The sequence below is a fragment of the Chryseobacterium sp. StRB126 genome, assembly GCF_000829375.1.
Taxonomy (GTDB): domain Bacteria; phylum Bacteroidota; class Bacteroidia; order Flavobacteriales; family Weeksellaceae; genus Chryseobacterium.
Genome location: NZ_AP014624.1, coordinates 5305258 through 5326986, shown reverse-complemented (window position 1 = coordinate 5326986; position 21729 = coordinate 5305258). Strand labels below are relative to the sequence as shown.

Below are 21729 nucleotides of genomic sequence, written 5' to 3'. Positions count from 1 at the left end.
AACCCAAATGCTGTATGAAAATCTTCTCCAAACTGATGGTTGCTATTTGTTTAATCACTACAATTATCACACAGGCCCAAAATAACTATCCACAAAACTATTTCCGTAACCCACTGAATATTCCTATGCAGTTGGCTGCCAATTTTGGTGCGGTAAGAACCAATCATTTCCATATGGGATTGGATCTGAGGACGAACAGTCAGGAAAATTTATCTGTATTGGCTGCAGCAGATGGCTATGTAAGCAGAATAAAAGTAGAACGATATGGCTTCGGAAATGCGGTGTACATTACCCATCCGAATGGTTTTACTACAGTCTATGCCCATTTGAATAAATATTTTGATAAGCTGGATGAGTATGTAAAGGAGAAGCAATACAAAGATGAAAAATGGGAACAGGATATTACCTTCCAGCCGGGACAGTTTCCGGTGACAAAAGGGCAGCTTATTGCTTTGAGTGGAAATACCGGTGGTTCAGCAGGACCACACTTACATTTTGAAATACGAGATACCAAAACAGAAGAATGTCTTAATCCGCTATTATTTGGATTTAATATTCCGGATTCTGTAGCCCCTATTGTCAGTGGATTGTATTGGTATGACCGTAGATTCAGTACTTACGAGCCCGGAGCTAATGGAATTGCCGTTAAAAAAGCTGGAAATGTTTACACAGCTGATGTTGTAAAAGTTAATTCTCCAATGATAAGTTTTGGAATTAAAGCCGTAGATAAAGCCAACCAGGGATTTAATCTGGGGATTTATAAGGCCGAAATCTTGATGGATGGAAAGTTAATCTATGGTTTTAGCATTGATAAGGTAAGCTATGATGATACCCGTTATCTGAATGGCTGTATAGATTACACTAAATTTATTAGGGATAAAGTAGGAGTTCAGCATCTGTCTGCATTGCAAGGAATGAAACTGCAAAATTACAGTGCGCCCAATCTGTCAGGAATTATCAGCCTTCAGGATGAAAACGTTCACAATATTGAAATTGTTTTAAAAGATGTAAAAGGAAATACCAGCCGATTAATTACAAAAGTTCAGTTGACTAATGCCGGAAGCGGAATTGCAACTTCCGGAAAAACAATTTTAGCCAATGAAGAGAAAACTCTTACCACTGAAAATGCAGAAATCAACTTCAGTAAAAATGCTGTGTATGATGCTGTGAATTTTAATATGTACGAAAAAAACAGTTCGGATGGGAACGCCGTTTCCAATACCATTGTTTTGCAGAATCCATATCTTCCGGTTCAGGATTATTACACCTTGAAAATAAAACCTAACAGGAAACTTTCCAAAGAAGAAAAAGAAAGAGTAGTGGCTTTGTTTAATTATGGAAGTGATAAAGATGCTGTAAAAGCAAAATGGAATAGTGATCAGGCAGAAGCTCAGTTCAACAGGTTGGGCACTGCGGAATTGATATTGGATAACAGCCTGCCATCAGTTTCATCAAACTGGAAAGAAGGAGCTATTGTAAACGGTGGTCCTTTACGGTTAAAAGGAAGCACAAAAGTGGGTGATATTGTTTCATTCAGAGCGGAATTAGATGGTAAGTGGCTTCGGTTTGCCCGTGAAAAAAATGATTTTGTGTATGTTTTTGACGAGAAATGTCCAAAAGGCTCAGGTTCTCATACTTTAAAAGTCACAACCATCAATAGCGCAGGAAATACGAATACACAGAATTTTACATTTCAGAGATAAATGATTGGGAAGGTGTAATCTTTTGATTTTTTACTGTTTCAATCCTTTAATTTTAAATAAATTTGTCCTTTAAAAATTAAAATCATTGGAATTTCATCCATTCATCGAACAATCGAGCACACAGGAAATAAAGGCATTTCAGGAAGAAAAACTTCAGCAGCTTCTGGTTTATCTTGAAGGTAATTCACCTTTTTATCAGAGACTGTTTAAAGAAAATAATATCAATGTAAGAGAGATCCAAACATTGGAAGATCTGCAGAAGATTCCTGTGACAACAAAGAATGATCTGCAGCAGTATAATCATGATTTTTTCTGTATTACTCCTGATAAGATTGTAGATTATAGCACTACTTCGGGAACGTTGGGGGATCCGGTAACTTTCGGGTTGTCTGATGGAGACCTTGAGAGGCTGGCATACAATGAAGCCATATCTTTTGCCTGTGCCGGAATTCAGAAAGGAGATGTAGTACAGATGATTACTACCATTGATAAACGTTTCATGGCAGGACTTGCTTATTTTTTAGGATTAAGAAAGATGGGTGCCAGCGTTGTCAGGATGGGACCGGGAATACCTGAGTTACAATGGGATTCTATTTTCAGATACAAACCGAAATACCTGATTACTGTACCTTCATTTTTACTGAAGATGATCGATTATGCTGAAAAACATGGCCTGGATTATAAAAATTCAAGTGTTTATGGAGCAGTATGCATTGGGGAAAGCATCAAAAATCAGGACTTTACAGATAATATTCTTTCGCAGAAGATCAAAGAAAAGTGGGATATTAAGCTCTTTTCCACGTATGCTTCTACAGAAATGAGTACAGCTTTTACCGAGTGTGAGTTTCAAATCGGAGGACATCATCATCCTGAGTTAATCATCACAGAAATTCTGGACGATGAAGGAAATATTGTAAAAGAAGGGGAGAGTGGAGAACTTACGATTACTACTTTAGGTGTAGAAGCTATTCCTTTGCTGAGGTTTAAAACCGGGGATATTGTAAAAGCGCATTATGAACCATGTGAATGTGGAAGGAATACGATGCGACTGGGGCCTGTGATCGGAAGAAAACAGCAGATGATCAAATATAAAGGTACAACACTGTATCCGCCTGCTATGAATGATATTCTGAATGATTTCAGCAATATTCTGTGTTACCAGATCGTGATTCAGGCTAATGAGATCGGACTGGATGAAATTATCATCAAATTAAGTACAGATCAGGAAACTGAAAACTTTGTGAATGAGGTAAGAGATCATTTCCGTGCAAAACTGAGAGTAAGCCCAAAAATTGAAATCATCGATTTTAATATTCTTTCTAAAACTGTTTTTAATCCAAATAGCAGAAAACCAATTACTTTTATTGATTTAAGATAAAACTAAGAATAAAGAATGATAAAAAATTGATTTTTATAATATCTTTAGGCCCTTAAATAAAAAGCTAATAAAAAAATATGAGAAAATTATTATTGCTATTCTTTATGGTAATAGGTGTAGTAACCTTTGCTCAAGACCAAATTAATGTTGAATCTGGAAATTTTGACTTTTTAAAGGATCAGACAGAAGTAAATGTTCAGGTGAAATTTGAAAATGTTGCTTTTCAGGTAGAGAATTATACTGAAACGCAATATATAGAAAAAAGAAAGACAGAAACTATAGCTAAAAAGGGTGAAGAAGCCTGGGGGAAATGGATTGGAGAATGGGATAAGTTTAAAAGCACAGAATATCTAGATTATTTTCTGAAAGGAATTAACAGAAAGTCTAAAAAAACTGTTTTCAAAAAAGATGCTCATGCTAAGTATACACTCATTGTTGATGCAAAATGGATTTATGCGGGATGGCATGGTGGATTAATAGGACAGGAAGCTAAATTAACATCAGATCTCACTTTCGTAGAAACAGACAATCCATCAAATGTTGTGATGAAGCTTAAGGGAGATAAAGTTCTTGGAAAACCACAGAATAAAGATTTCGTTATGGAGTATGGAAGGATTGCAGGAGCCTACGAACAAACAGGGAAATATTTAGGAAAAAAAATTAAGGAAGTTATAAAGTAATAAAACAAAAAACGGTCTGAATTTCAGACCGTTTTTTTATTCTTGAGTTTGTTCTTTTTCAAGTTTGATGAGGTTGGCAAGATTCTTAATCACTGTATCATGCTTTTTCACAAAAGGATTGTCCTTATTCCAGACATATCCGGCTAATACTGCGCAGATCTTTTTCTTTACATCCGGGTTTTCAGGTTGATGGAAGAATAATTCCTGAAGATTTCCGGTGTACCATTCTTTTACATAAGTAGTGAAGACATCCACACCATATAAAATATAATCCGTGTATTCTGTTTGCCAGTCGATTTTTTCACCATTCAGCTGTCTTAATGCCAGTTTAGCAGCCAGCATTCCTGATTCTGTAGCGAAAGCCATTCCCGAAGAAAAAACAGGATCAAGGAATTCCGAAGCGTTACCGGTTAAGGCGAATCCGTCTCCGAATAATGTCTTTACAGAACATGAATAGTCTTTCAGGTGTTTGGGCTCAAAAAGGAACTCTACGTCACCAAAACGTTTTACATAATAATCTGAAAGGGAAATTGCTTTTCTTAAAGCCTCGGCAGTATCTCCGTTCTCAGATAATTTATCAATATATTCAGTTGGGCCTACAATCCCTAAACTTGTATTTCCATTAGAAAAAGGAATCACCCAAAGCCATACTTCGGTTTCAATAATATCAAAAGAAATCAAAGTGCCTTCCTCTCCAGGCTCTCTGTTACTATCATTTACATGAGAAAATATTGCAGAATGAGGTGAAAGTTTTGAAGGTTTTTCAAGATCAAGCAAACGGGGTAAAACTCTTCCGTAGCCGCTTGAATCAATCACGAATTTTGCGTGGATTTCTTTAGTTTCTCCGTCTTTAGTTTTTACCGTTGTGATAGAATCTGTACCATCAAACTTGATATCGATAACTTCCGTTTCAAATTCAAGGTCTACTCCTTTATTAATTACTTCCTGAGCCAGGGTATTATCAAAATCAGCTCTAGGAACCTGCCAGGTCCAGTCCCAGCCTTCCCCGAATTTATTGCTGAAATCAAAAATGCAGACTTCGTCACCACGAAGGAAACGGGCACCCAGTTTTTTTTCAAAGCCCATTTTATCTAATGCAGGAAAAAGTCCCGCCTCGTCAAAGTGGTCCATTACCCTTGGAATTAAGCTTTCACCAACTACCAGTCTTGGGAATTTTGTCTTTTCAACAACTTTTACGCTGACGTTATTCTTCTTTAAGTATGATGAAGAAACGCATCCGGAAGGTCCTGCTCCGATTACAAGAACGTCAACAAATTCTTTGCTCATCTTTGATTTTTTATTTTAATAATAACTTTTATCTTTGCCGCAAAATTAGTGACAAATAATTAATATTTTACAAAATTATCAACTATTACTTTTAATTGATGAAAATAAATAACTTTTTAGAACTGAAAGACTTTCAAAAAATTATCATTGGAAATGAAAAAATAGAACTGGATGAATCACTTTTATCAAGAGTGAATACAAGTTTTCAGTTTTTAAAGGAATTTTCAAAAAATAAAGTAATATATGGTGTGAATACCGGTTTTGGACCAATGGCCCAATTCAAAATCAGTGATGAGGATACACACCAGCTTCAGTATAACCTAATTAGAAGCCATTCTTCGGGAATCGGAAATCCTTTACCTGCTCAGGAAGTGAAAGCTTGTATGCTGGCAAGACTGAACACCTTATCATTAGGAAATTCAGGAGTGCATGAGTCTGTTATTTACCTTCTTCAGGAACTTATTAATAGAGATATTACACCATTAATTTTTGAACATGGAGGAGTAGGAGCAAGCGGTGATCTTGTTCAGTTAGCTCATCTTGCCTTGGTATTGATTGGTGAAGGAGAAGTATTCTATAAAGGAGAAAGAAAATCTACCAAAGACGTTTTTGAAATAGAAGAGCTGCAACCAATACAGGTTGAGATCCGTGAAGGACTAGCTTTAATGAACGGAACTTCTGTAATGTCAGGAATTGGTATCGTTAATGCTTATAAAGCGAATCAGTTAACAGATATTTCTATTAAGCTTTCCTGTGCCATCAACGAAATTGTTCAGGCTTATGACGATCATTTATCAGAGGCTTTAAACGGAACAAAAAGACACTACGGTCAGCAGAAAGTAGCAGAAAGAATGCGTGCGCACCTTGCAGACAGTAAACTGATCAGAAAAAGAGCAGATCATTTATACACCCACTTTGAAGAACAGGAAAAGGTTTTCAAGGAAAAAGTACAGGAATATTATTCTTTAAGATGTGTACCGCAGATTTTAGGCCCGGTATTAGATACATTAGAATATACGGAGAAAGTTCTTGAAAATGAGATCAATTCTGCTAATGATAATCCGATTATCAATGTTGAGGATCAGCATGTTTACCACGGTGGGAATTTTCACGGAGACTACATCTCTCTGGAAATGGACAAACTAAAAATTGTGGTAACCAAGCTTACGATGTTGGCTGAGAGACAGCTGAACTATCTTTTAAATGCTAAAATCAACGAAATTTTGCCTCCTTTTGTAAATTTAGGTAAATTAGGATTCAATTTCGGAATGCAGGGTGTACAGTTTACAGCAACTTCCACTACAGCAGAAAGCCAGATGTTGTCTAATCCTATGTATGTTCACAGTATTCCGAATAATAATGATAATCAGGATATTGTAAGCATGGGAACCAATGCGGCGGTAATTTGCAGAAAGGTGATTGAAAATGCCTTTGAAGTATTAACAATTGAAGCCATTACAATCATTCAGGCTATTGAATATCTTGGTTTCCAGAATGAAGTTTCATCGTCTACAAAAGAATTGTACGATGCGATTAGAAAAATAATTCCTGCATTCTCAGATGATATGGTGATGTATCCGTATCTGGAGGAAGTGAAGAAATATTTAAAGACAATGTAATTATTATCTGTAATCAATTGTCTTTAAAAAAGAAAAACGAGGTAACTTAAAAAAACTAAAACAAAATAAACACTAACGCATGAAATGTGCAATTGTAACAGGAGGCTCCAGAGGAATCGGGCGGGCAATCTGTATAAAACTGGCTGAAGAGAAGAACTACCATATATTGATTAACTACACTTCCAATGAAGCTGCAGCAAAGGAAACTTTGGCAAAAGTAGAAGAGTTGGGTGCTACAGGAGAAATTCTTAAGTTTGATGTAGGGAATACAGAAGAAGTACAGCAGGTATTAACAGCATGGCAGGAGAGTAATCCTGAAGCTGTGGTAGAAGTTATTGTTAATAATGCCGGAATTACTAGAGACGGGTTGTTTATGTGGATGCAGAAAGAAGACTGGAATAGTGTAATTAATACCAGTTTAGACGGTTTCTTCAATGTTACTAATTTCTTTATTCAAAAATTGCTTCGTAATAAATACGGAAGAATCATCAATATGGTTTCAGTATCCGGAGTAAAAGGAACAGCCGGTCAAACGAACTATTCAGCAGCTAAGGGAGCATTGGTTGGCGCTACAAAAGCTCTTGCACAGGAAGTTGCTAAAAGAAATGTTACTGTAAATGCAGTCGCACCAGGGTTTATTAAAACCGATATGACTCAGGAGTTCAATGAAGATGAATTGAAAGCAATGATTCCTGCCAACAGATTTGGTGAAGCAGAGGAAGTTGCAGATCTTGTAGCGTTTTTGGCATCCAGAAAATCTTCATACATTACAGGAGAAGTCATTAATATTAACGGTGGAATTTACTCATAAATAATCTAACAATATACCAATGTACCAGCGTACCAATGTTGATTGAATATCAATAAAAATATTGTTACATTGCTAGACTGATACATTGTTAAATTCAATATGAACAAATGGAAAATAGGGTTGTAATTACCGGAATGGGAATTTATTCCTGCATCGGGACGTCTTTAGAAGAGGTCAGGGAATCCCTATATCAAGGAAAGTCCGGAATTGTCCTGGATCAGGACAGAAAAGAATTTGGTTTCAGGTCAGGGCTTACAGGAATTGTTCCAAAACCTGATTTAAAGAACCTTTTGAACAGACGCCAGCGTGTAAGCATGGGAGAAGAAAGTGAGTATGCTTATCTTGCTACCCTTGATGCACTGAAACAGGCCAATCTTGATGAAGCCTTTTTAGATACCCATGAAGTTGGGATTTTATACGGAAATGACAGTGTTTCTCAGGCAGTAGTAGAGTCTATTGACATTGCAAGAGAAAAGAAAGATACTACATTGATGGGATCGGGCGCGATTTTTAAATCAATGAACTCAACTGTAACAATGAACCTTTCTACGATTTTTAAACTGAAAGGAATTAACCTTACCATCAGTGCGGCCTGCGCAAGCGGTTCACATTCCTTAGGGCTTGCTTATATGATGATTAAGAACGGGTTTCAGGATATGATCATCTGTGGTGGTGCTCAGGAAACCAACAAATATTCTATGGCGAGCTTTGACGGATTAGGCGTTTTTTCAGCAAGAGAAGATGAGCCTACAAAAGCATCAAGACCTTTTGATGCTAACAGAGATGGCTTAATTCCAAGTGGTGGAGCAGCCTCTTTAATTGTTGAAAGCCTGGAATCTGCTCAAAGAAGAGGGGTTCCTGTTATTGCTGAAATCATAGGATATGGTTTTTCATCAAACGGAGGTCATATTTCAACTCCGAATGTTGATGGGCCGGCTTTAGCAATGGACAGAGCCTTGAAACAGTCAGGGTTAAAAGCTTCAGATATAGACTATATCAACGCCCATGCTACTTCCACTCCAATTGGTGATGCCAATGAAGCCAAAGCTATTTACGAGATTTTTGGAAGTGAAGTTCCGGTAAGTTCTACGAAATCTATGACGGGACACGAGTGCTGGATGGCTGGTGCAAGTGAAGTTATTTACTCAATCCTGATGATGCAGAATGATTTTGTAGCTCCGAATATTAATCTGGAAAATCCTGATAGTGAAGCACAAAAGATAAATTTAGTCTCCAAAACAAAAAATCAAAAAATTGATGTATTTTTGTCGAATTCTTTTGGGTTCGGGGGAACCAATTCTGCACTAATAGTTAAAAAATTTGATTAAAAACATGGAAAGGGAAAAAATTGTTGCTATTGTTAATGATTTTCTGGTTAACGAATTTGAAGTTGACGGAGATGAAATCAGTAATGATGCTAACCTTAAAAATACACTGGGACTAGACAGCTTAGATTACATTGATATGGTCGTAGTGATTGAATCCAATTTCGGAGTGAAATTAGGAGAAGCAGACTTCAAGAAAATGGTGACATTTGATGATTTCTATACAACGATTGAAAGAAAGATCGCTGAGAAAAAAGCATAGTTATTAAGTAATCTATATTCCTTATAAGGTACCAATGTAATAATAGAAGAGGATACTCAGAGATATTGTTACATTGGTACTCTGTTATATTAGCAAACTGTATTTATGAACAAGTGGAAAGGTAAATCTAAAGGGACGGTTCTGGGCTACAGAATATTCGTCTGGTGTATTAGAAATATCGGCATCAGAAGTTCATATTTTGTCTTATACTTTGTGGCTGCTTATTATGTTCTGTTTCAGAAAAAAAGCAACCAATACATTCTCTATTACTTCCAGAAAAGACTTCATCTAGGCTATTGGAAAGCCAAACGCTCCATTTTTAAAAGCTACTTCACTTTCGGACAGATTTTAATTGATAAAACGGCTATTTCTGCCGGCTTGAGAGAAAAATACACCTATGAATTTGATGGTATTGAAAATCTGAGAAATCTTTTGGCTGCCAAGAAAGGAGGAGTTCTGATCAGTGCTCATATCGGTAACTTTGAAGTAGCAGAACATTTCTTTGCAGATATTGATTTTGACTGTCAGATCAATCTGGTTACTACAGATCAGGAAATTACTGTCATTAAGGAATACCTGGAAAGTGTTTCTGTAAAAAAGAGCAATATCAAATTCATTTATGTCAAAGAAGATATGTCGCATATCTTTGAGATTAATCAGGCATTGTCCCATAATGAATTGATCTGCTTTACCGGAGACCGCTATTTTGAAGGTTCAAAATTCCTGGAAGCTGATCTGTTGGGAAAAAGTGCCAAATTTCCGGCTGGCCCATTTCTTATTGCATCCCGATTGGGTGTACCTGTTGTGTATGTCTACGTAATGAAAGAAAAAAATCTTCATTATCACTTGTATGCAAGGGTAGCTCAGAATATCAAGAACAGGGATTCTCAAGGACTTTTACAGTCTTATGTTCAGAATCTTGAAACCATGGTGAAAAAAATATCCGCTTCAGTGGTTTAATTATTTCGACTTTTGGGATGATATTGATTAATTTTTCTATTTTTATTCCCTGAAAACTAATAATAAAACTCAAAATCACTAAGGAATATTGAGAGACTGAATTTTAAAAATGATATTGTTCAAATAGGACTTTCCTGTATAGTAATCACAAAATAATATCCAAATTTCTTAAATTCCCAATCTCTTAATTAAAAAAAGCACACCCTCTTTTGAAAAAAGAATATGACATACTTGTAATCGGCAGCGGATTGGGAGGTCTTGTTTCGGCTCTTGTTTTGGCAAAAGAAGGCCTGAAGGTTTGCGTGCTGGAAAAAAATAACCAGTATGGCGGAAATTTGCAGACTTTTTCAAGGGATAAACTTATTTTTGATACCGGAGTTCATTATTTGGGTGGGCTTTCAAAAGGCCAGAATCTGAACCGTTTCTTCTCCTACTTGGAGATCATGGAGGAACTGGAACTTCAGAAGATGGATGAAGACGGATATGACAGAATTTCCTTTGGAGATGATAAGATCGAATATCCGCATGCTCAGGGCTATGAGAATTTTGTAGAGCAGCTATCCACCTATTTTCCTGAAGAAAAGGAAAATCTTGAAAACTATTGTGAAGAACTTCAGTATGTATGCAGCCAGTTTCCGAGATATCATGTAGTGGGAAAAGAGAATTACAATGAAGAAATCCTGCATTTAAATACCAAAAGATTTATAGAATCTGTAACACAGAATAAAACTCTTCAGGCAGTCTTACTAGGTTCCAATTTCCTATATGCGGGAGATTCTGAAAATGTTCCTTTTTATGTTCATGCTTTAACGGTGAATTCTTATATACAAAGTGCCTATAAATGCTTAAAAGGGGGAAGTCAGATTTCAAAGTTACTGATTAGAAAACTTCGTCAGTATGGAGCTGAAGTTCACAAACATTCAGAAGTTTCCGAATTTATTTTTAATGAAAATAATACGCTGACCTCTGTAAAAACAAAGTCAGGGAAAGAATATGCCGCTAAGCAGTTTATTTCCAATATTGAAATACGTTCTACTATTAAGCTGATTGGAGAAGGAAGATTGAAAAAATCTTTTCTGAACAGGGTTTTAAGCTGGCAGCCGGTTTCGTCATGCTTTAGTATTTATATTGTCTTAAAACCTCATTGTTTACCCCATTTTAATTACAATATCTATCATTATTCTTCGGAAAGTAAGGTTTGGAATGCATCCCGTTACAACAAAGAAGACTGGCCGGAGACCTATATGCTTTCATCTACACCTTCAAAGCATCACCCCAAGTTTGCAGAAAGTCTCACCGCTATTTCTTACATGGATTTTGATGAGGTGAAACAATGGGAAAGTACGGTGAATACAGTTGCGGATGAACATGAAAGAGGAGAACAGTATGAGAAGTTCAAACTGGAAATGACTGAAAAAATGATTGATGCCCTAGAGAAGAAGCTTCCCGGGTTAAGGCATGCAATCCAATATATATATACCTCTTCTCCTTTATCTTACCGCGACTATATCGGCAGTTTTGAGGGAAATATGTATGGCTATATGAAAAACTCAGAGAACCCTCTTAAAACTATGGTTTCTCCCCGTACAAAAATTGATAATCTTTTTCTGACAGGGCAATCTGTAAATATGCACGGAATTTTGGGTGTAACCATCGGTGCCTTCAATACCTGTGCTGAAATTCTGGGAAAAGAAACTATTGACAGCCGTTTGGACTCAATGACCTAATAAAAACAACCGTGAAAAAAACTGAGATCCATAACCTGTCATATAAAAGACTTCTCTTATATTTCTTTTTTTCCTGCCTCCTGAGCGCATGCGGAGTGTCTAAATCTGTTCATCATCTTCCTGATGTAAAACAATATACTCTGGAAGTTCCGAAGGTTAATAAGATCAATGACAGTACATTCAGCTATAAACAGAATTTTCTCACCAAAAATAAACAACAGCTTTGGGAACTTTATATTAAAGGAAATCCTTTGCAGTTGGGTTATAATAACGGAGCATTAACCCAGGATCTGATGCAGAAACAAGAGGGTATCTTCTTCTCCAAAGTGGAGGATTTTGTTCCTTCGAAGTTTAAACAGAAGCTTTTAAATATCTTCCTAAAATGGTACAACCGTAAAATGTATCTGAATATAAGAGAGGATTATCAGGCCGAATTGTATGGCTTGTCACAATATTCTTCAGGTCAATATGATTTTATTGCCCCAAGATATCTGAGAAATTTATATTTACATGGTGCTCATGATATTGGGCATGCCATGCAGGATCTGGCAATGGTAGGCTGTACTTCCCTGGCAGTCTGGAATGAAAATACAGAAGACGGTGATATGTTGATCGGAAGAAATTTTGATTTCTATGTAGGAGACGAGTTTGCCCAAAATAAGCTGGTTGAATTCGTGGAACCGGAAAATGGGATTCCTTATATGTCTGTAAGCTGGCCGGGAATGATAGGTGTGGTTTCGGGGATGAATAAGGAAGGAATTACCGTGACCATTAATGCCGGAAAATCAAGAATTCCTTTAACGGCAAAGACTCCGATTTCCCTGGTTACAAGAGAGATTTTACAATATGCTAAAAATATAGAAGAAGCGATTGCCATTGCTAAAAAAAGAAAGGTATTTGTTTCAGAATCCATTCTTGTGGGAAGTGCAGCAGATAAAAATGCAGTCATTATTGAAGTTTCACCTGAGAATTTCGGAGTGTACAGAGTACAGAATACCAGCAGAGTTCTTTGCACCAATCATTTCCAGTCTGAAGCTTATAAGGATGACAAAAGAAATCAGAAGCAGATTGAAGAAAGCCATTCAGAATACCGTTATGAAAAACTTCAGGAGCTTTTGCAGAAAGAAAAGAAGATCACTCCCGAAAAGATGGCTTCTATTTTAAGAAATAAATCCGGCTTAAAGGATAAAAGTATAGGTTATGGAAATGAAAAAGCACTCAATCAGCTATTGGCTCACCATGCCGTTATATTTTCACCTCAGAAAAAACTGGTTTGGGTTTCTTCCAATCCTTATCAGCTTGGAGAATTTGTTTGTTATGACCTGAATGAGATTTTTTCCGGTAAGCAGTTATCACAAAGTCTGCTGGCGAAAACAGAATTGAATATTGCAAGAGATCCATTTGCAGATTCTGAAGCATTTCAAAACTATGAACTGTCCAAAATGTACGGGAAAGAAATTAATGAGGCTGCTGATTATAAAAACACGCTGTTGACAGATGATGTAATCCCATCCTATCAGGCTATGAACCCCGATTTTTGGCTGGTCTATTATCAATCAGGAAAGTATTATTTTAGCAAAAAAGAATATTCAAAGGCAAAAATGGAGTTTGAAAAAGCATTGACAAAAGAAATTACAACAGTTCCCGACAGAAAAAATGTTGAAAAATACCTGAGGAAAACTTTAAAGAAACTGAAATGATCCCCAAATATATAAAACTGCTGTTCTGTATTCCTTTTGTTATTATCATCTGCTATTCTGTGTATTTGTGCACTGTTTACAGCTCAATACCTGACACCATCACTATTCATGGGTACGGAAGTATGAAAGACAATTATGGAAGCAAGATCTTTCTTGTATTTCCCGTACTGATGAATCTGGCTGTTCTTGTGTTTATTTGGTTGATTATCAGAAGACCTGATAAAATAAAATTTACTTTTGAAATCAATGAGGAGGAAAGAGAAAAAATATACCATATCACCCAGCTAGCTCTGGTTATTATTTCGATATTTGTTACCATAATGATGACACCACTATCATTTGCTGATGTGGTCTTTAAATAATTGATTATGAAAAAACTTTTAACCTTATTCTTTACCGCATCTACTCTTTTATTCTTTTCTCAGGATAGAAAAGAGATCGGAGATACTTTCATTAAAGCTTTGCTTGTAGATAAAAATGCAGAAAAAGCACATTCTTATTTCGATCCTTCCGTAGCAGGACAAATTCCGGTGGATCAGCTTAAAGCTATTCCAGACCAGCTTCAGAGTCAGGTTGGAGGATTGAAAAATATCCTTGAAGTAAATAATGAAGGAAACACCTACTATTACTATTCCGAATTTGAAAAAACAAAACTTGACATTCAAATTACTTTTGGAGAGAATAATAAGCTGATGGGTTTCTTTCTGGTTCCTCATAAAACATTTGAAAAACCAGATGAGAAAACCACACTTAAAATAAAAAGTGATGGAATTGAACTGAATGGAACGCTGTTGCTTCCTCCTTCCAACAATAAAAAGAAACTGGTTATTTTCGTTCATGGCTCAGGAGCACATGACAGAGACGAAACCATTGGGGAAAATAAACCGTTTAAAGATATAGCAGAATACCTTTTAGCCAACGGAATTGCTTCTTACCGATATGATAAAAGAACCTATTCCTACCCTGAGACATTTAATGAAAAATCTACTGTAGAAGAGGAGACGGTCAATGATGCAGTAAACGCAGCTCTTTATTTTAAAAATAATGCTGATTACAAAGGATATCAGATTATCATTCTTGGGCATAGCCAAGGAGCGTATATGATGCCAAAAATTGCAGAAAAGGCTCAGGTTTCAAAATATGTTTTTATGGCCGGGAATGCGAGACCATTACAGGATTTATTAGTGGAACAGTATGATTATCTTCATGCTATAGATCCAGCTAAAGTTCCAGCTGAGGCTGTACAGGAAGTAAAAAAGCAGGTATCATTTTTAAACTCGCCTAAATTTAATGTAAGTTCACCCTCATCAGAACTTCCTTTGGGACAATCTGCACCCTATTGGAAATATTTGAAGGATTACAATCAGCTTAATGAGGTTAAAAAAGTAAAAGCTCCTATGTTTTTTGCACAAGGGGGCAGAGATTATCAGGTAACTGAGAAAGATTTCAGCCTTTGGAAAGAAACATTAAAAAATGATAAAACAGCAGTTTTTAGGTTTTATCCTGCATTAAGTCACTTATTTATTTCCGGCACCGGTAAACCATCTCCAAAAGATTATGAAATAAAAGGGAAGGTGGATGAACAGTTCTTGAAAGACCTGACACAGTTTATCCTGAATTAATTGAATTACAAATTTTGTTATAATGAGCCTGGAACTTTATTCCAGGTTTTTTTAATTGCTTTCCGGACTTACTTTATTTAAAAATAAAAAAGAAGCTATTCCTGCAACAGCAGAAAGTGTGGTACTTAAAATAAAGCTGCCGATAATATATTGCAGAAGATTGTTCTTAATCAGCTCAAAGTTTAAATCCTGATTTAAAATATCACTATCACCACTTACAAATGGTGCTCCCAGAAATAGAGAGGCAGCAATAATGAAAGGAATAAAAGGAGGGAGACTCACATTGGAGGCTACAAATGCAAGGACTTTATTGAGCTTAAAAAGTACAGATAAGCTGATCACCAGAAGCGTCTGGAATCCCCAGAAAGGTGAAAGGCCAATAAAAACTCCCAATGCTATAGAAAATGCTTTCGTACGGTTACTTCCGTCACTTTCTAACACATCTTCCTTTATGAACCTTTTAAAGCTTTTTTTTTTGAAATTATTCACGAAGTTTCTCGGAATAATGTAGAATAGGGTAATGGTTACCAAAATTGTATTCAGAATACTGATTCGGGTAAAATCCTTAAACGGTCTGAAGTGAGAAACACGCTCCGCAGGATCATAGAGAACTTTAATGGGAACATTTTTTACAGGAACATGCCTCCAGGCAGTTCTTACGATAATTTCAATTTCAAATTCAAACTTAGGGGTAAAATATTTTTTAGGAATTTTATGCAAAGGATAAAGCCTGTATCCGGATTGAGTGTCTTCCAGTTTAATTCCGGTTTCAAACCAGAACCAGAAATTGGAAAATCTGTTTCCGAAACTGCTTTTCTTTGGAATCCCATCCTGAGACATATTTCTGTTTCCAATCAGCAGAACATCTTCATCTTCCTGAAGAAGAGCTTCTACAAATACAGGGATATCGTCGGGATAATGCTGCCCGTCAGAATCAATGGTTACGGCATAAGCATACCCCAATTCTTTTGCCTTTCTGAAGCCTGTTTTAAGCCCGTTTCCTTTCCCTTTATTCTCAGGTAAGGAAATTATTGTAATCTGAGGATATTGGTTCAAGATCTGAGGTGTGGAATCGGTGGAACCATCATTAACCACAATAATACTTTCGGTGTAATCTAAAACACCGTCAATTACCCTTTTCAGGGTCTTCTCATTATTATAAGTAGGTATTAAAATGCAGATTTTCCTTTCGGAAATTGCATTTTGTACTTCAGCAAGGGACATGTTTTTATTTTAAAGTGGCTCTTTCAGCCTCGGTAATAGTTTTAGACTGCAATGCAAACCTTTTGATATAGTTTTTTAAAGCAGCATTCTGTTTACTGTAATTATTCAGGAGAAATGTTTTATCATCTTTTAAGCTTCCTCTGTATCCCACAATTTTAGGGATGTTTTCCTGAACACTTAATCTTATCAGACGAAGTTCAGCGTTATTGGGATTGCTTTTAATGATGCCCTCAAGGTTAGTAGCACCAGTCTTTACAAGTGCTTTTCTGTTTCCTTTAGATACCTTTGCTTCCATAATTTTGGCAGCTGCTTTATACCCTAAAGTGATCGGATCAGAACCTGACTGCTTTTCTGCAACGTCAATGAAATTCGAGGTATTGGTACTGGAATCATTAGCCTTGGCATAGCTGTTTCTGAGTGCTTCAAGATCAGACTGAAAGAAAAATATAAATGCCGCTACGAAGGATAAAATAAGTTTCATGACATTAATTTTTTATAGCTTACAGACAATTTCAATGCAATAGTCTCGCCAAAAGAGGTTACGTTTTTTACTTTAACATCTTCTCCATCCTCTGTAATATCCAGTTGAAGTTTAAGATCAGGAGTTTCAAAAGGATTGATAATAGCCATGAATTTTACATTTGAGGCCGTTTTTAAAAATAATTTTGAACCTGTCAACTCTTCAGTCAGTTCTTTAATAATCTGCATCATACAAACTCCTGGAGTTACAGGGTTTCCTGGGAAATGCCCCTTGAAAATGTCGTGGTTCTTATTTAAATGGATTTGAGCAATAAAACTTCCGTTCTCGGTCTTTTCGTATGAAGTAAGGGTGTAAAAATCTGTAAGAATGGTCTGCATGATCTTATTTTTTAAGATTAAATGGATGATGAATTTCGGTTTGAAAACGATATTACTCTGTTTTTCATGTTGGAAATCATTCAGTTTCGGTTATTTGAAATAGTTTTATATTGATCTTAAAATCCTTATGTTTTAAGTTTAAACTGTCTGCGAAGATATGCTTTTTTGCATCAAAAGTAAAATCGATCTTTTCCCTGTTGTTTTTTGTGTAAATGATCTGCTTCAACATATTATTGTCTTTATTGAAGAACAGATAATAGCTTTTATTGTCAATCTTAGAGAGATAGATTGCAGCATTTTCATTTTCAAAGCTTTCACTCACCGGATATTGTCTTTTTAAGAGCTGCTGAAAATCATTTTTCAGAAAGTTAATAACAATTTTCTTATCCAGGTCAGGAAGTACATAGTTGAGCTTAAAATTTTGATCTGAGATTTCAAAATCAATTAGTTTATTCCCGAAATCAGAAGTTAACGCGACACGATGCGTGGTTTCATTCAATTTTTTGATAATCAGAATCCCGCTTACATGATTTTTATAAATATCCATCTGACATTTATAAACATAGTCTTCAGCAGACGAAAAATATAGATTTTCAACTGTTTTTTCTTTTGCCGGAACTGGCTTCACATCAGTAAGCTGATAGGATTTGCAAGAAACAGCCAATACCAGAATAAGGCTATAAAGTAAATTCTGACGCAGGAATGGAAGCATTGATCTTTGTATTTTTGAAAACAATATTAGTTGTATCTCCCGAAGCTTCGGTCATATTCACCTGAGAAACCGTAGACTGGGTTTTAGGGAAGAACAGTTCAATTTGCTTAATGTATTTTAAAAGCTGTGAAGTCTTTGGAACAAATTTCGCCACATTGTAATTTCCGTTTTTGAAATAAGTTACTGTAAACTCAGGATCATTGAACATTGTTCCGTTTGAGCTTCCGACAATCAGTTTATTGATCTTTTCGAAAGTTTTGCTTTTGGCATCTACAGACGATTTTTTCCCCTGGTCATTGATGTAGATCTTGTTGCTTTTAAAAACAATACTGTACTGATAAGGTTTGGTGTATTTCCAGCTTAGCATATTAGGAGTCTGCAAAGACATTTTTCCATAAGTAACAATGCTTTTATCCAGAAAATCCATTTTTTTGGTCTGGGTAAAATCACTCTGTAAAGTTTTGATTTCCTTAGTGTCTGCAGTAACCTTGGATACAAATGCTTTAGCTTCTGCTCCGGCCATGGCTGTATTTTGAGCAAAAAAGAAACCGGATACCAGTAAAAATGCTCCGAAAGCAATATTTTTAATCATTTTTTCTTGAATTTGTAATGGAATCAACCGTAAAAGTTGAATACTTTTTATCTGCCAAAAATACTAATAAATCAGCCAGTACACGATACGTTTTTTCTGAAGTATCGTGAAGGAGAATAATGCTTCCTTTTCTTAAACTTTTAGTTACTCTTTGATAGATTTTCTTTTCATCATCAATAATGGTGTCCAGAGAACGAACATTCCATCCGATGCTGGTTTTATGAGTCCTTTGGATTGCTTTAGCAATACTCGGATTGGTTACTCCGAATGGGGGTCTGTATAAATTGGTTTGTATATTCCCAATATCCTTCATGATTGTATCACAGTTTTCAATTTCTGCAATCATTTTTGAAGTCGATAAAAAACCTGTTGAATTGGAATGTGATAAGGTATGATTCCCGATGGTATGGCCTTCTGCAATAATCCTTTGGAAGGTTTCAGGATATTTTTCAATCTGTTTTCCGATACAGAAAAAAGTTGCCTTAATCTCGTGTTCTTTAAGCAAGTCTAAAAATTTCGGGGTGAATTCAGTAGGGCCATCATCAAAAGTAAGAGCCACTTCCTTGATTTTCGTTCTTTTATGAGTAATACTGTTGACGAAATATCCCAGCTCAATAGCAAATGATCCCCAAACCACTACTGCTGAAAAAGCAAGGAAACATGCAATATACACCCAAATGCTTCCCTGAAACGCATAGATAAAAACGTTACAGAAGAGATAAAACAGGATGAATGAATAATGTCTCATGATTGGGTGTTTTTTTATTTCTGACAGAAATTCTTGCTTCGTCAGAATGACAATTGTAACCAATTTATGTCTGTTGGATCTATTTTAGAACTCTTTTTATCACTCTGTAAGATTCTGACCAATAAATTTAAATTACCTATGCTGAGATTTCACGCTTCACTTCGTTTCGCTGTGAATAACAACAATTACTTTATAATAAAATGATTATGCTCTTTCCAATAATACCAAGCTATGATCGCTACCTGCCAAGTGATTGTAAAGAATTACATTTTTCACTTCTCCTTTTGTCGCTGTATTAATCATCATCACTTCCGGGATCAGCTGTTCCTTAAGAATCTGACAAGCGATAAACGTAGAGAAACCACTCGCTGTATTAAACTCTCCACTCAAATGTTTGTAATATAATAATGCCGAATCTGGAAACAGATCCATGGCTTTTGTATAATAAGCATCAGAATCTTTATCTCCGCTGAAGCCTAAAATTACGGCATTAATATCTTTTGCGGAGAGATTGTTCTTTGTTAAAAACTCCTGTATAAAATCTGAAGTTTCCTCCAGTTCCAACCTGTTACTGATTTTAATATCGGTAAGTTTTGCGTAGGAATTTTCGGTTTTATCTTTTCCAACAACGAAAAAACTTGCTCCTTCCCCCCAAATAACACCCTTGGTCGTAGAATTCAGATAATCAGCAGGAAGATCTGATTCTTTTTTAATGGTATTATTCAGACAGTAGAGTTCCATGGTCCTGTCAGTTTGTTCATCAGTAGACCCAACCAGAACATTTTGAGCTTCACCATCCTTAATCTGAAGTTGGGCATCCAAAAATGAAAACTCCAGCGATGAAGACGTATTAACATAGGTAAAGTTGTAGGCATGGCATTGCAATCCAAGAGCAATCTGACCTGCAACGGTATTATGAGTGGACTGAATAAAAAATGTAGGAGTTAAAAATTCCTCATGATTATCAATCACATTTTTCAGAAATTTTTCAGAATCCTGTGAACAGCCCATTCCGGTTCCCACAATAATAGCATCCGGTTTTTCAATTCCTGCTTCTTTTAAAGCGTAATGTGAAGCTACAGAGCTCATTTTTACGGTTTTAGACATTCTTCTGATCATGGCCGGAGGAATGAATTCTTTGTAATTAGGTTCTATGGCCTTAATGATCTTCGCCGAATTTTCCGGAGTAAGATTCTGAAGGATATTTTCTTTTAAAGTGTCCTGAACTGAGATACAGGATGCACTATTGATGTATACTGTACTCATGATTTCGAGAAAATTAAGGTTGAACAGTTTCCGCCAAATCCAAATGAATTGGAAAGAACATGATTGATGTTTTTCTCCTTTAGTTCTGTAACAGGACTGAGATCAAATTCTTCCATTTTGGTTTTGAAATTCAGGTTCGGAAAGATAAGGCTGTGCTGCATGGCTAAAATTGAAAATACAGCTTCAATTCCGGCAGCGGCAGCCAGTGTATGTCCTGTAAATGCCTTTGTAGAACTGAATTCAGGTACCTGATTTTCTCCGAAAATTCTGATCATGGCAATTCCTTCAGATAAATCATTATTAGGTGTTGCTGTTCCATGAACATTGATATAATCGATATCTTCTTTTTGTAAACCTGAAATTTTCAGAGCTTGCTGCATGGCTAAAAATGCACCCTGTCCGTTTTCAGAAGATGCGGTCTGGTGATGGGCATCATTAGCATTTCCGTACCCGGAAAGGTAAGCCAACACCTTTTTATTTTCCTTTTTAACGATTTCTTCGGATTCAAGTACTAGGAAAGCGGCTGCTTCTCCAAGGTTCAATCCTTTTCTGTCATTATCAAAAGGAGTGTTATAAGAGTCTGTAAGAATCATCAGGGTATTGAACCCATTCAGTGTAAATTTTGATAGGGAATCTGTTCCACCAACAATGACACGATCCAAAACTCCGTTTTTAATGAGTTTGGCTCCCATCATAATAGCATTCGCAGCAGATGAGCAAGCTGTACTGATGGTGGAAACCATGCCTTTTAATCCCAAATGATCGGCAATCACCAAAGAGGAATTTCCAGCATCATGAGCATCAATATATTTTTGCTTTTCAGGAAAGTTTTCGTAAGAATAGAAATATTTTTCAGTAATATCCATTCCTCCGACGCTGGTAGAGGAGATCAGTCCGGTTCTGTACCCATTAATATCAGATATTCCTGCACTTTCTACAGCCTCTTTAGCAGCAACCATACCTAATAAAGAAGTTCTTGTTACATTGTTGTCCTCACTAAGCTGAAGTTTTTGTACAAGCTCCTCATTGGATAATTTTATTTCACCTGTTTTAATGGCTCCGGCATGGCGGGTTTCAAACATCTGAATATCTGAAATACCATGTTTTCCGGACTGTAGTGAAATAAAATTTTCCTCCACATTGTTTCCGATGGAGGAAATGATGCCCATTCCTGTTATGGCAATATTTTGATTCATTAATTAGTTTTTCTATGAATTATTTAAACGCAATGAGCGCAAAGCTTTATTTTCAAATT

20 protein-coding genes and 1 pseudogene are annotated in these 21729 nt (G+C 36.2%); 12 read left to right on the top strand and 9 right to left on the bottom strand.

Features of this window, described 5'->3' with window-relative positions:
* The first annotated feature begins 14 nt into the window (after nucleotides 1-14).
* The 3 genes from CHSO_RS26550 to CHSO_RS23985 all read left to right on the top strand — a co-directional run bounded on the left by CHSO_RS26550 (nucleotide 15) and on the right by CHSO_RS23985 (nucleotide 3761).
* Nucleotides 15-1703: a M23 family metallopeptidase gene (locus CHSO_RS26550; RefSeq protein WP_045501309.1), complete on the top strand. Its 1689-nt coding sequence runs from the start codon at nucleotides 15-17 to the stop codon at nucleotides 1701-1703.
* An 85-nt stretch (nucleotides 1704-1788) separates the two neighbouring features.
* Nucleotides 1789-3081, top strand: coding sequence for a phenylacetate--CoA ligase family protein (locus CHSO_RS23990; RefSeq protein ID WP_045501307.1), 1293 nt, complete (start codon nucleotides 1789-1791; stop codon nucleotides 3079-3081).
* Nucleotides 3082-3158: 77 nt separating this feature from the next.
* Nucleotides 3159-3761 carry a hypothetical protein gene (locus CHSO_RS23985; protein WP_045501305.1) on the top strand — a complete coding sequence of 201 codons (603 nt, stop codon included), beginning with the start codon at nucleotides 3159-3161 and terminating at the stop codon, nucleotides 3759-3761.
* Between the two features lie 36 nt (nucleotides 3762-3797).
* Here CHSO_RS23985 and CHSO_RS23980 read toward each other — a convergent pair whose 3' ends face one another.
* The gene (locus tag CHSO_RS23980; protein WP_045501303.1) at nucleotides 3798-5048 is read right to left on the bottom strand and encodes an NAD(P)/FAD-dependent oxidoreductase; all 1251 of its coding nucleotides are present in this window, start codon (nucleotides 5046-5048) and stop codon (nucleotides 3798-3800) included.
* Between the two features lie 98 nt (nucleotides 5049-5146).
* Between CHSO_RS23980 and hutH the strand changes: the two genes are divergently transcribed.
* From hutH to CHSO_RS23935, 9 genes and pseudogenes are all read left to right on the top strand, one after another.
* Nucleotides 5147-6667: a histidine ammonia-lyase gene (hutH, locus tag CHSO_RS23975; protein ID WP_045501302.1), complete on the top strand. Its 1521-nt coding sequence runs from the start codon at nucleotides 5147-5149 to the stop codon at nucleotides 6665-6667.
* Between the two features lie 79 nt (nucleotides 6668-6746).
* The gene (gene fabG / locus CHSO_RS23970; protein WP_045501301.1) at nucleotides 6747-7478 is read left to right on the top strand and encodes a 3-oxoacyl-ACP reductase FabG; all 732 of its coding nucleotides are present in this window, start codon (nucleotides 6747-6749) and stop codon (nucleotides 7476-7478) included.
* Nucleotides 7479-7585: 107 nt separating this feature from the next.
* Nucleotides 7586-8806 carry a beta-ketoacyl-[acyl-carrier-protein] synthase family protein gene (locus CHSO_RS23965; RefSeq protein WP_045501299.1) on the top strand — a complete coding sequence of 407 codons (1221 nt, stop codon included), beginning with the start codon at nucleotides 7586-7588 and terminating at the stop codon, nucleotides 8804-8806.
* Nucleotides 8807-8810: 4 nt separating this feature from the next.
* A complete protein-coding gene (locus tag CHSO_RS23960; protein WP_045503334.1) occupies nucleotides 8811-9065 on the top strand; it encodes an acyl carrier protein in 255 nt (84 codons plus the stop codon).
* Between the two features lie 105 nt (nucleotides 9066-9170).
* Nucleotides 9171-10056 (top strand): annotated as a pseudogene (locus CHSO_RS23955) (lipid A biosynthesis acyltransferase).
* Between the two features lie 178 nt (nucleotides 10057-10234).
* Nucleotides 10235-11752: a phytoene desaturase family protein gene (locus CHSO_RS23950; protein ID WP_045501298.1), complete on the top strand. Its 1518-nt coding sequence runs from the start codon at nucleotides 10235-10237 to the stop codon at nucleotides 11750-11752.
* A gap of 95 nt (nucleotides 11753-11847) precedes the next feature.
* Entirely contained in the window at nucleotides 11848-13452 is a 1605-nt protein-coding gene (locus CHSO_RS23945; protein ID WP_232509125.1) for a C45 family autoproteolytic acyltransferase/hydolase, read from the top strand.
* On the top strand, nucleotides 13449-13814 hold the full coding sequence (locus CHSO_RS23940) for a hypothetical protein (protein ID WP_045501296.1): 366 nt from the start codon (nucleotides 13449-13451) through the stop codon (nucleotides 13812-13814). Before CHSO_RS23945 ends, CHSO_RS23940 begins: the two co-directional genes overlap by 4 nt.
* 6 nt (nucleotides 13815-13820) lie before the next feature.
* A complete protein-coding gene (locus CHSO_RS23935) occupies nucleotides 13821-15074 on the top strand; it encodes a DUF3887 domain-containing protein (RefSeq protein WP_232509124.1) in 1254 nt (417 codons plus the stop codon).
* A 51-nt stretch (nucleotides 15075-15125) separates the two neighbouring features.
* Here the strand turns inward: CHSO_RS23935 and CHSO_RS23930 are convergent, their stop codons facing one another.
* The 8 genes from CHSO_RS23930 to CHSO_RS23895 all read right to left on the bottom strand — a co-directional run bounded on the left by CHSO_RS23930 (nucleotide 15126) and on the right by CHSO_RS23895 (nucleotide 21670).
* On the bottom strand, nucleotides 15126-16298 hold the full coding sequence (locus CHSO_RS23930; RefSeq protein WP_045501294.1) for a DUF2062 domain-containing protein: 1173 nt from the start codon (nucleotides 16296-16298) through the stop codon (nucleotides 15126-15128).
* Between the two features lie 4 nt (nucleotides 16299-16302).
* Nucleotides 16303-16779, bottom strand: coding sequence for a hypothetical protein (locus CHSO_RS23925; protein WP_045501293.1), 477 nt, complete (start codon nucleotides 16777-16779; stop codon nucleotides 16303-16305).
* A complete protein-coding gene (locus tag CHSO_RS23920) occupies nucleotides 16776-17156 on the bottom strand; it encodes a 3-hydroxyacyl-ACP dehydratase (protein ID WP_084221059.1) in 381 nt (126 codons plus the stop codon). Before CHSO_RS23920 ends, CHSO_RS23925 begins: the two co-directional genes overlap by 4 nt.
* Before the next feature lie 76 nt (nucleotides 17157-17232).
* Entirely contained in the window at nucleotides 17233-17868 is a 636-nt protein-coding gene (locus tag CHSO_RS23915) for a hypothetical protein (RefSeq protein ID WP_052480713.1), read from the bottom strand.
* Nucleotides 17834-18460 carry a LolA family protein gene (locus CHSO_RS23910; protein ID WP_045501292.1) on the bottom strand — a complete coding sequence of 209 codons (627 nt, stop codon included), beginning with the start codon at nucleotides 18458-18460 and terminating at the stop codon, nucleotides 17834-17836. The genes CHSO_RS23915 and CHSO_RS23910 overlap by 35 nt, the downstream gene beginning before the upstream one ends.
* On the bottom strand, nucleotides 18453-19208 hold the full coding sequence (locus CHSO_RS23905; protein ID WP_052480712.1) for a polysaccharide deacetylase family protein: 756 nt from the start codon (nucleotides 19206-19208) through the stop codon (nucleotides 18453-18455). The genes CHSO_RS23910 and CHSO_RS23905 overlap by 8 nt, the downstream gene beginning before the upstream one ends.
* Nucleotides 19209-19412: 204 nt before the next feature.
* A complete protein-coding gene (locus CHSO_RS23900; RefSeq protein ID WP_045501291.1) occupies nucleotides 19413-20474 on the bottom strand; it encodes a beta-ketoacyl synthase N-terminal-like domain-containing protein in 1062 nt (353 codons plus the stop codon).
* Nucleotides 20471-21670 carry a beta-ketoacyl-[acyl-carrier-protein] synthase family protein gene (locus CHSO_RS23895; protein ID WP_045501290.1) on the bottom strand — a complete coding sequence of 400 codons (1200 nt, stop codon included), beginning with the start codon at nucleotides 21668-21670 and terminating at the stop codon, nucleotides 20471-20473. The genes CHSO_RS23900 and CHSO_RS23895 overlap by 4 nt, the downstream gene beginning before the upstream one ends.
* Nucleotides 21671-21729: the final 59 nt, after the last annotated feature.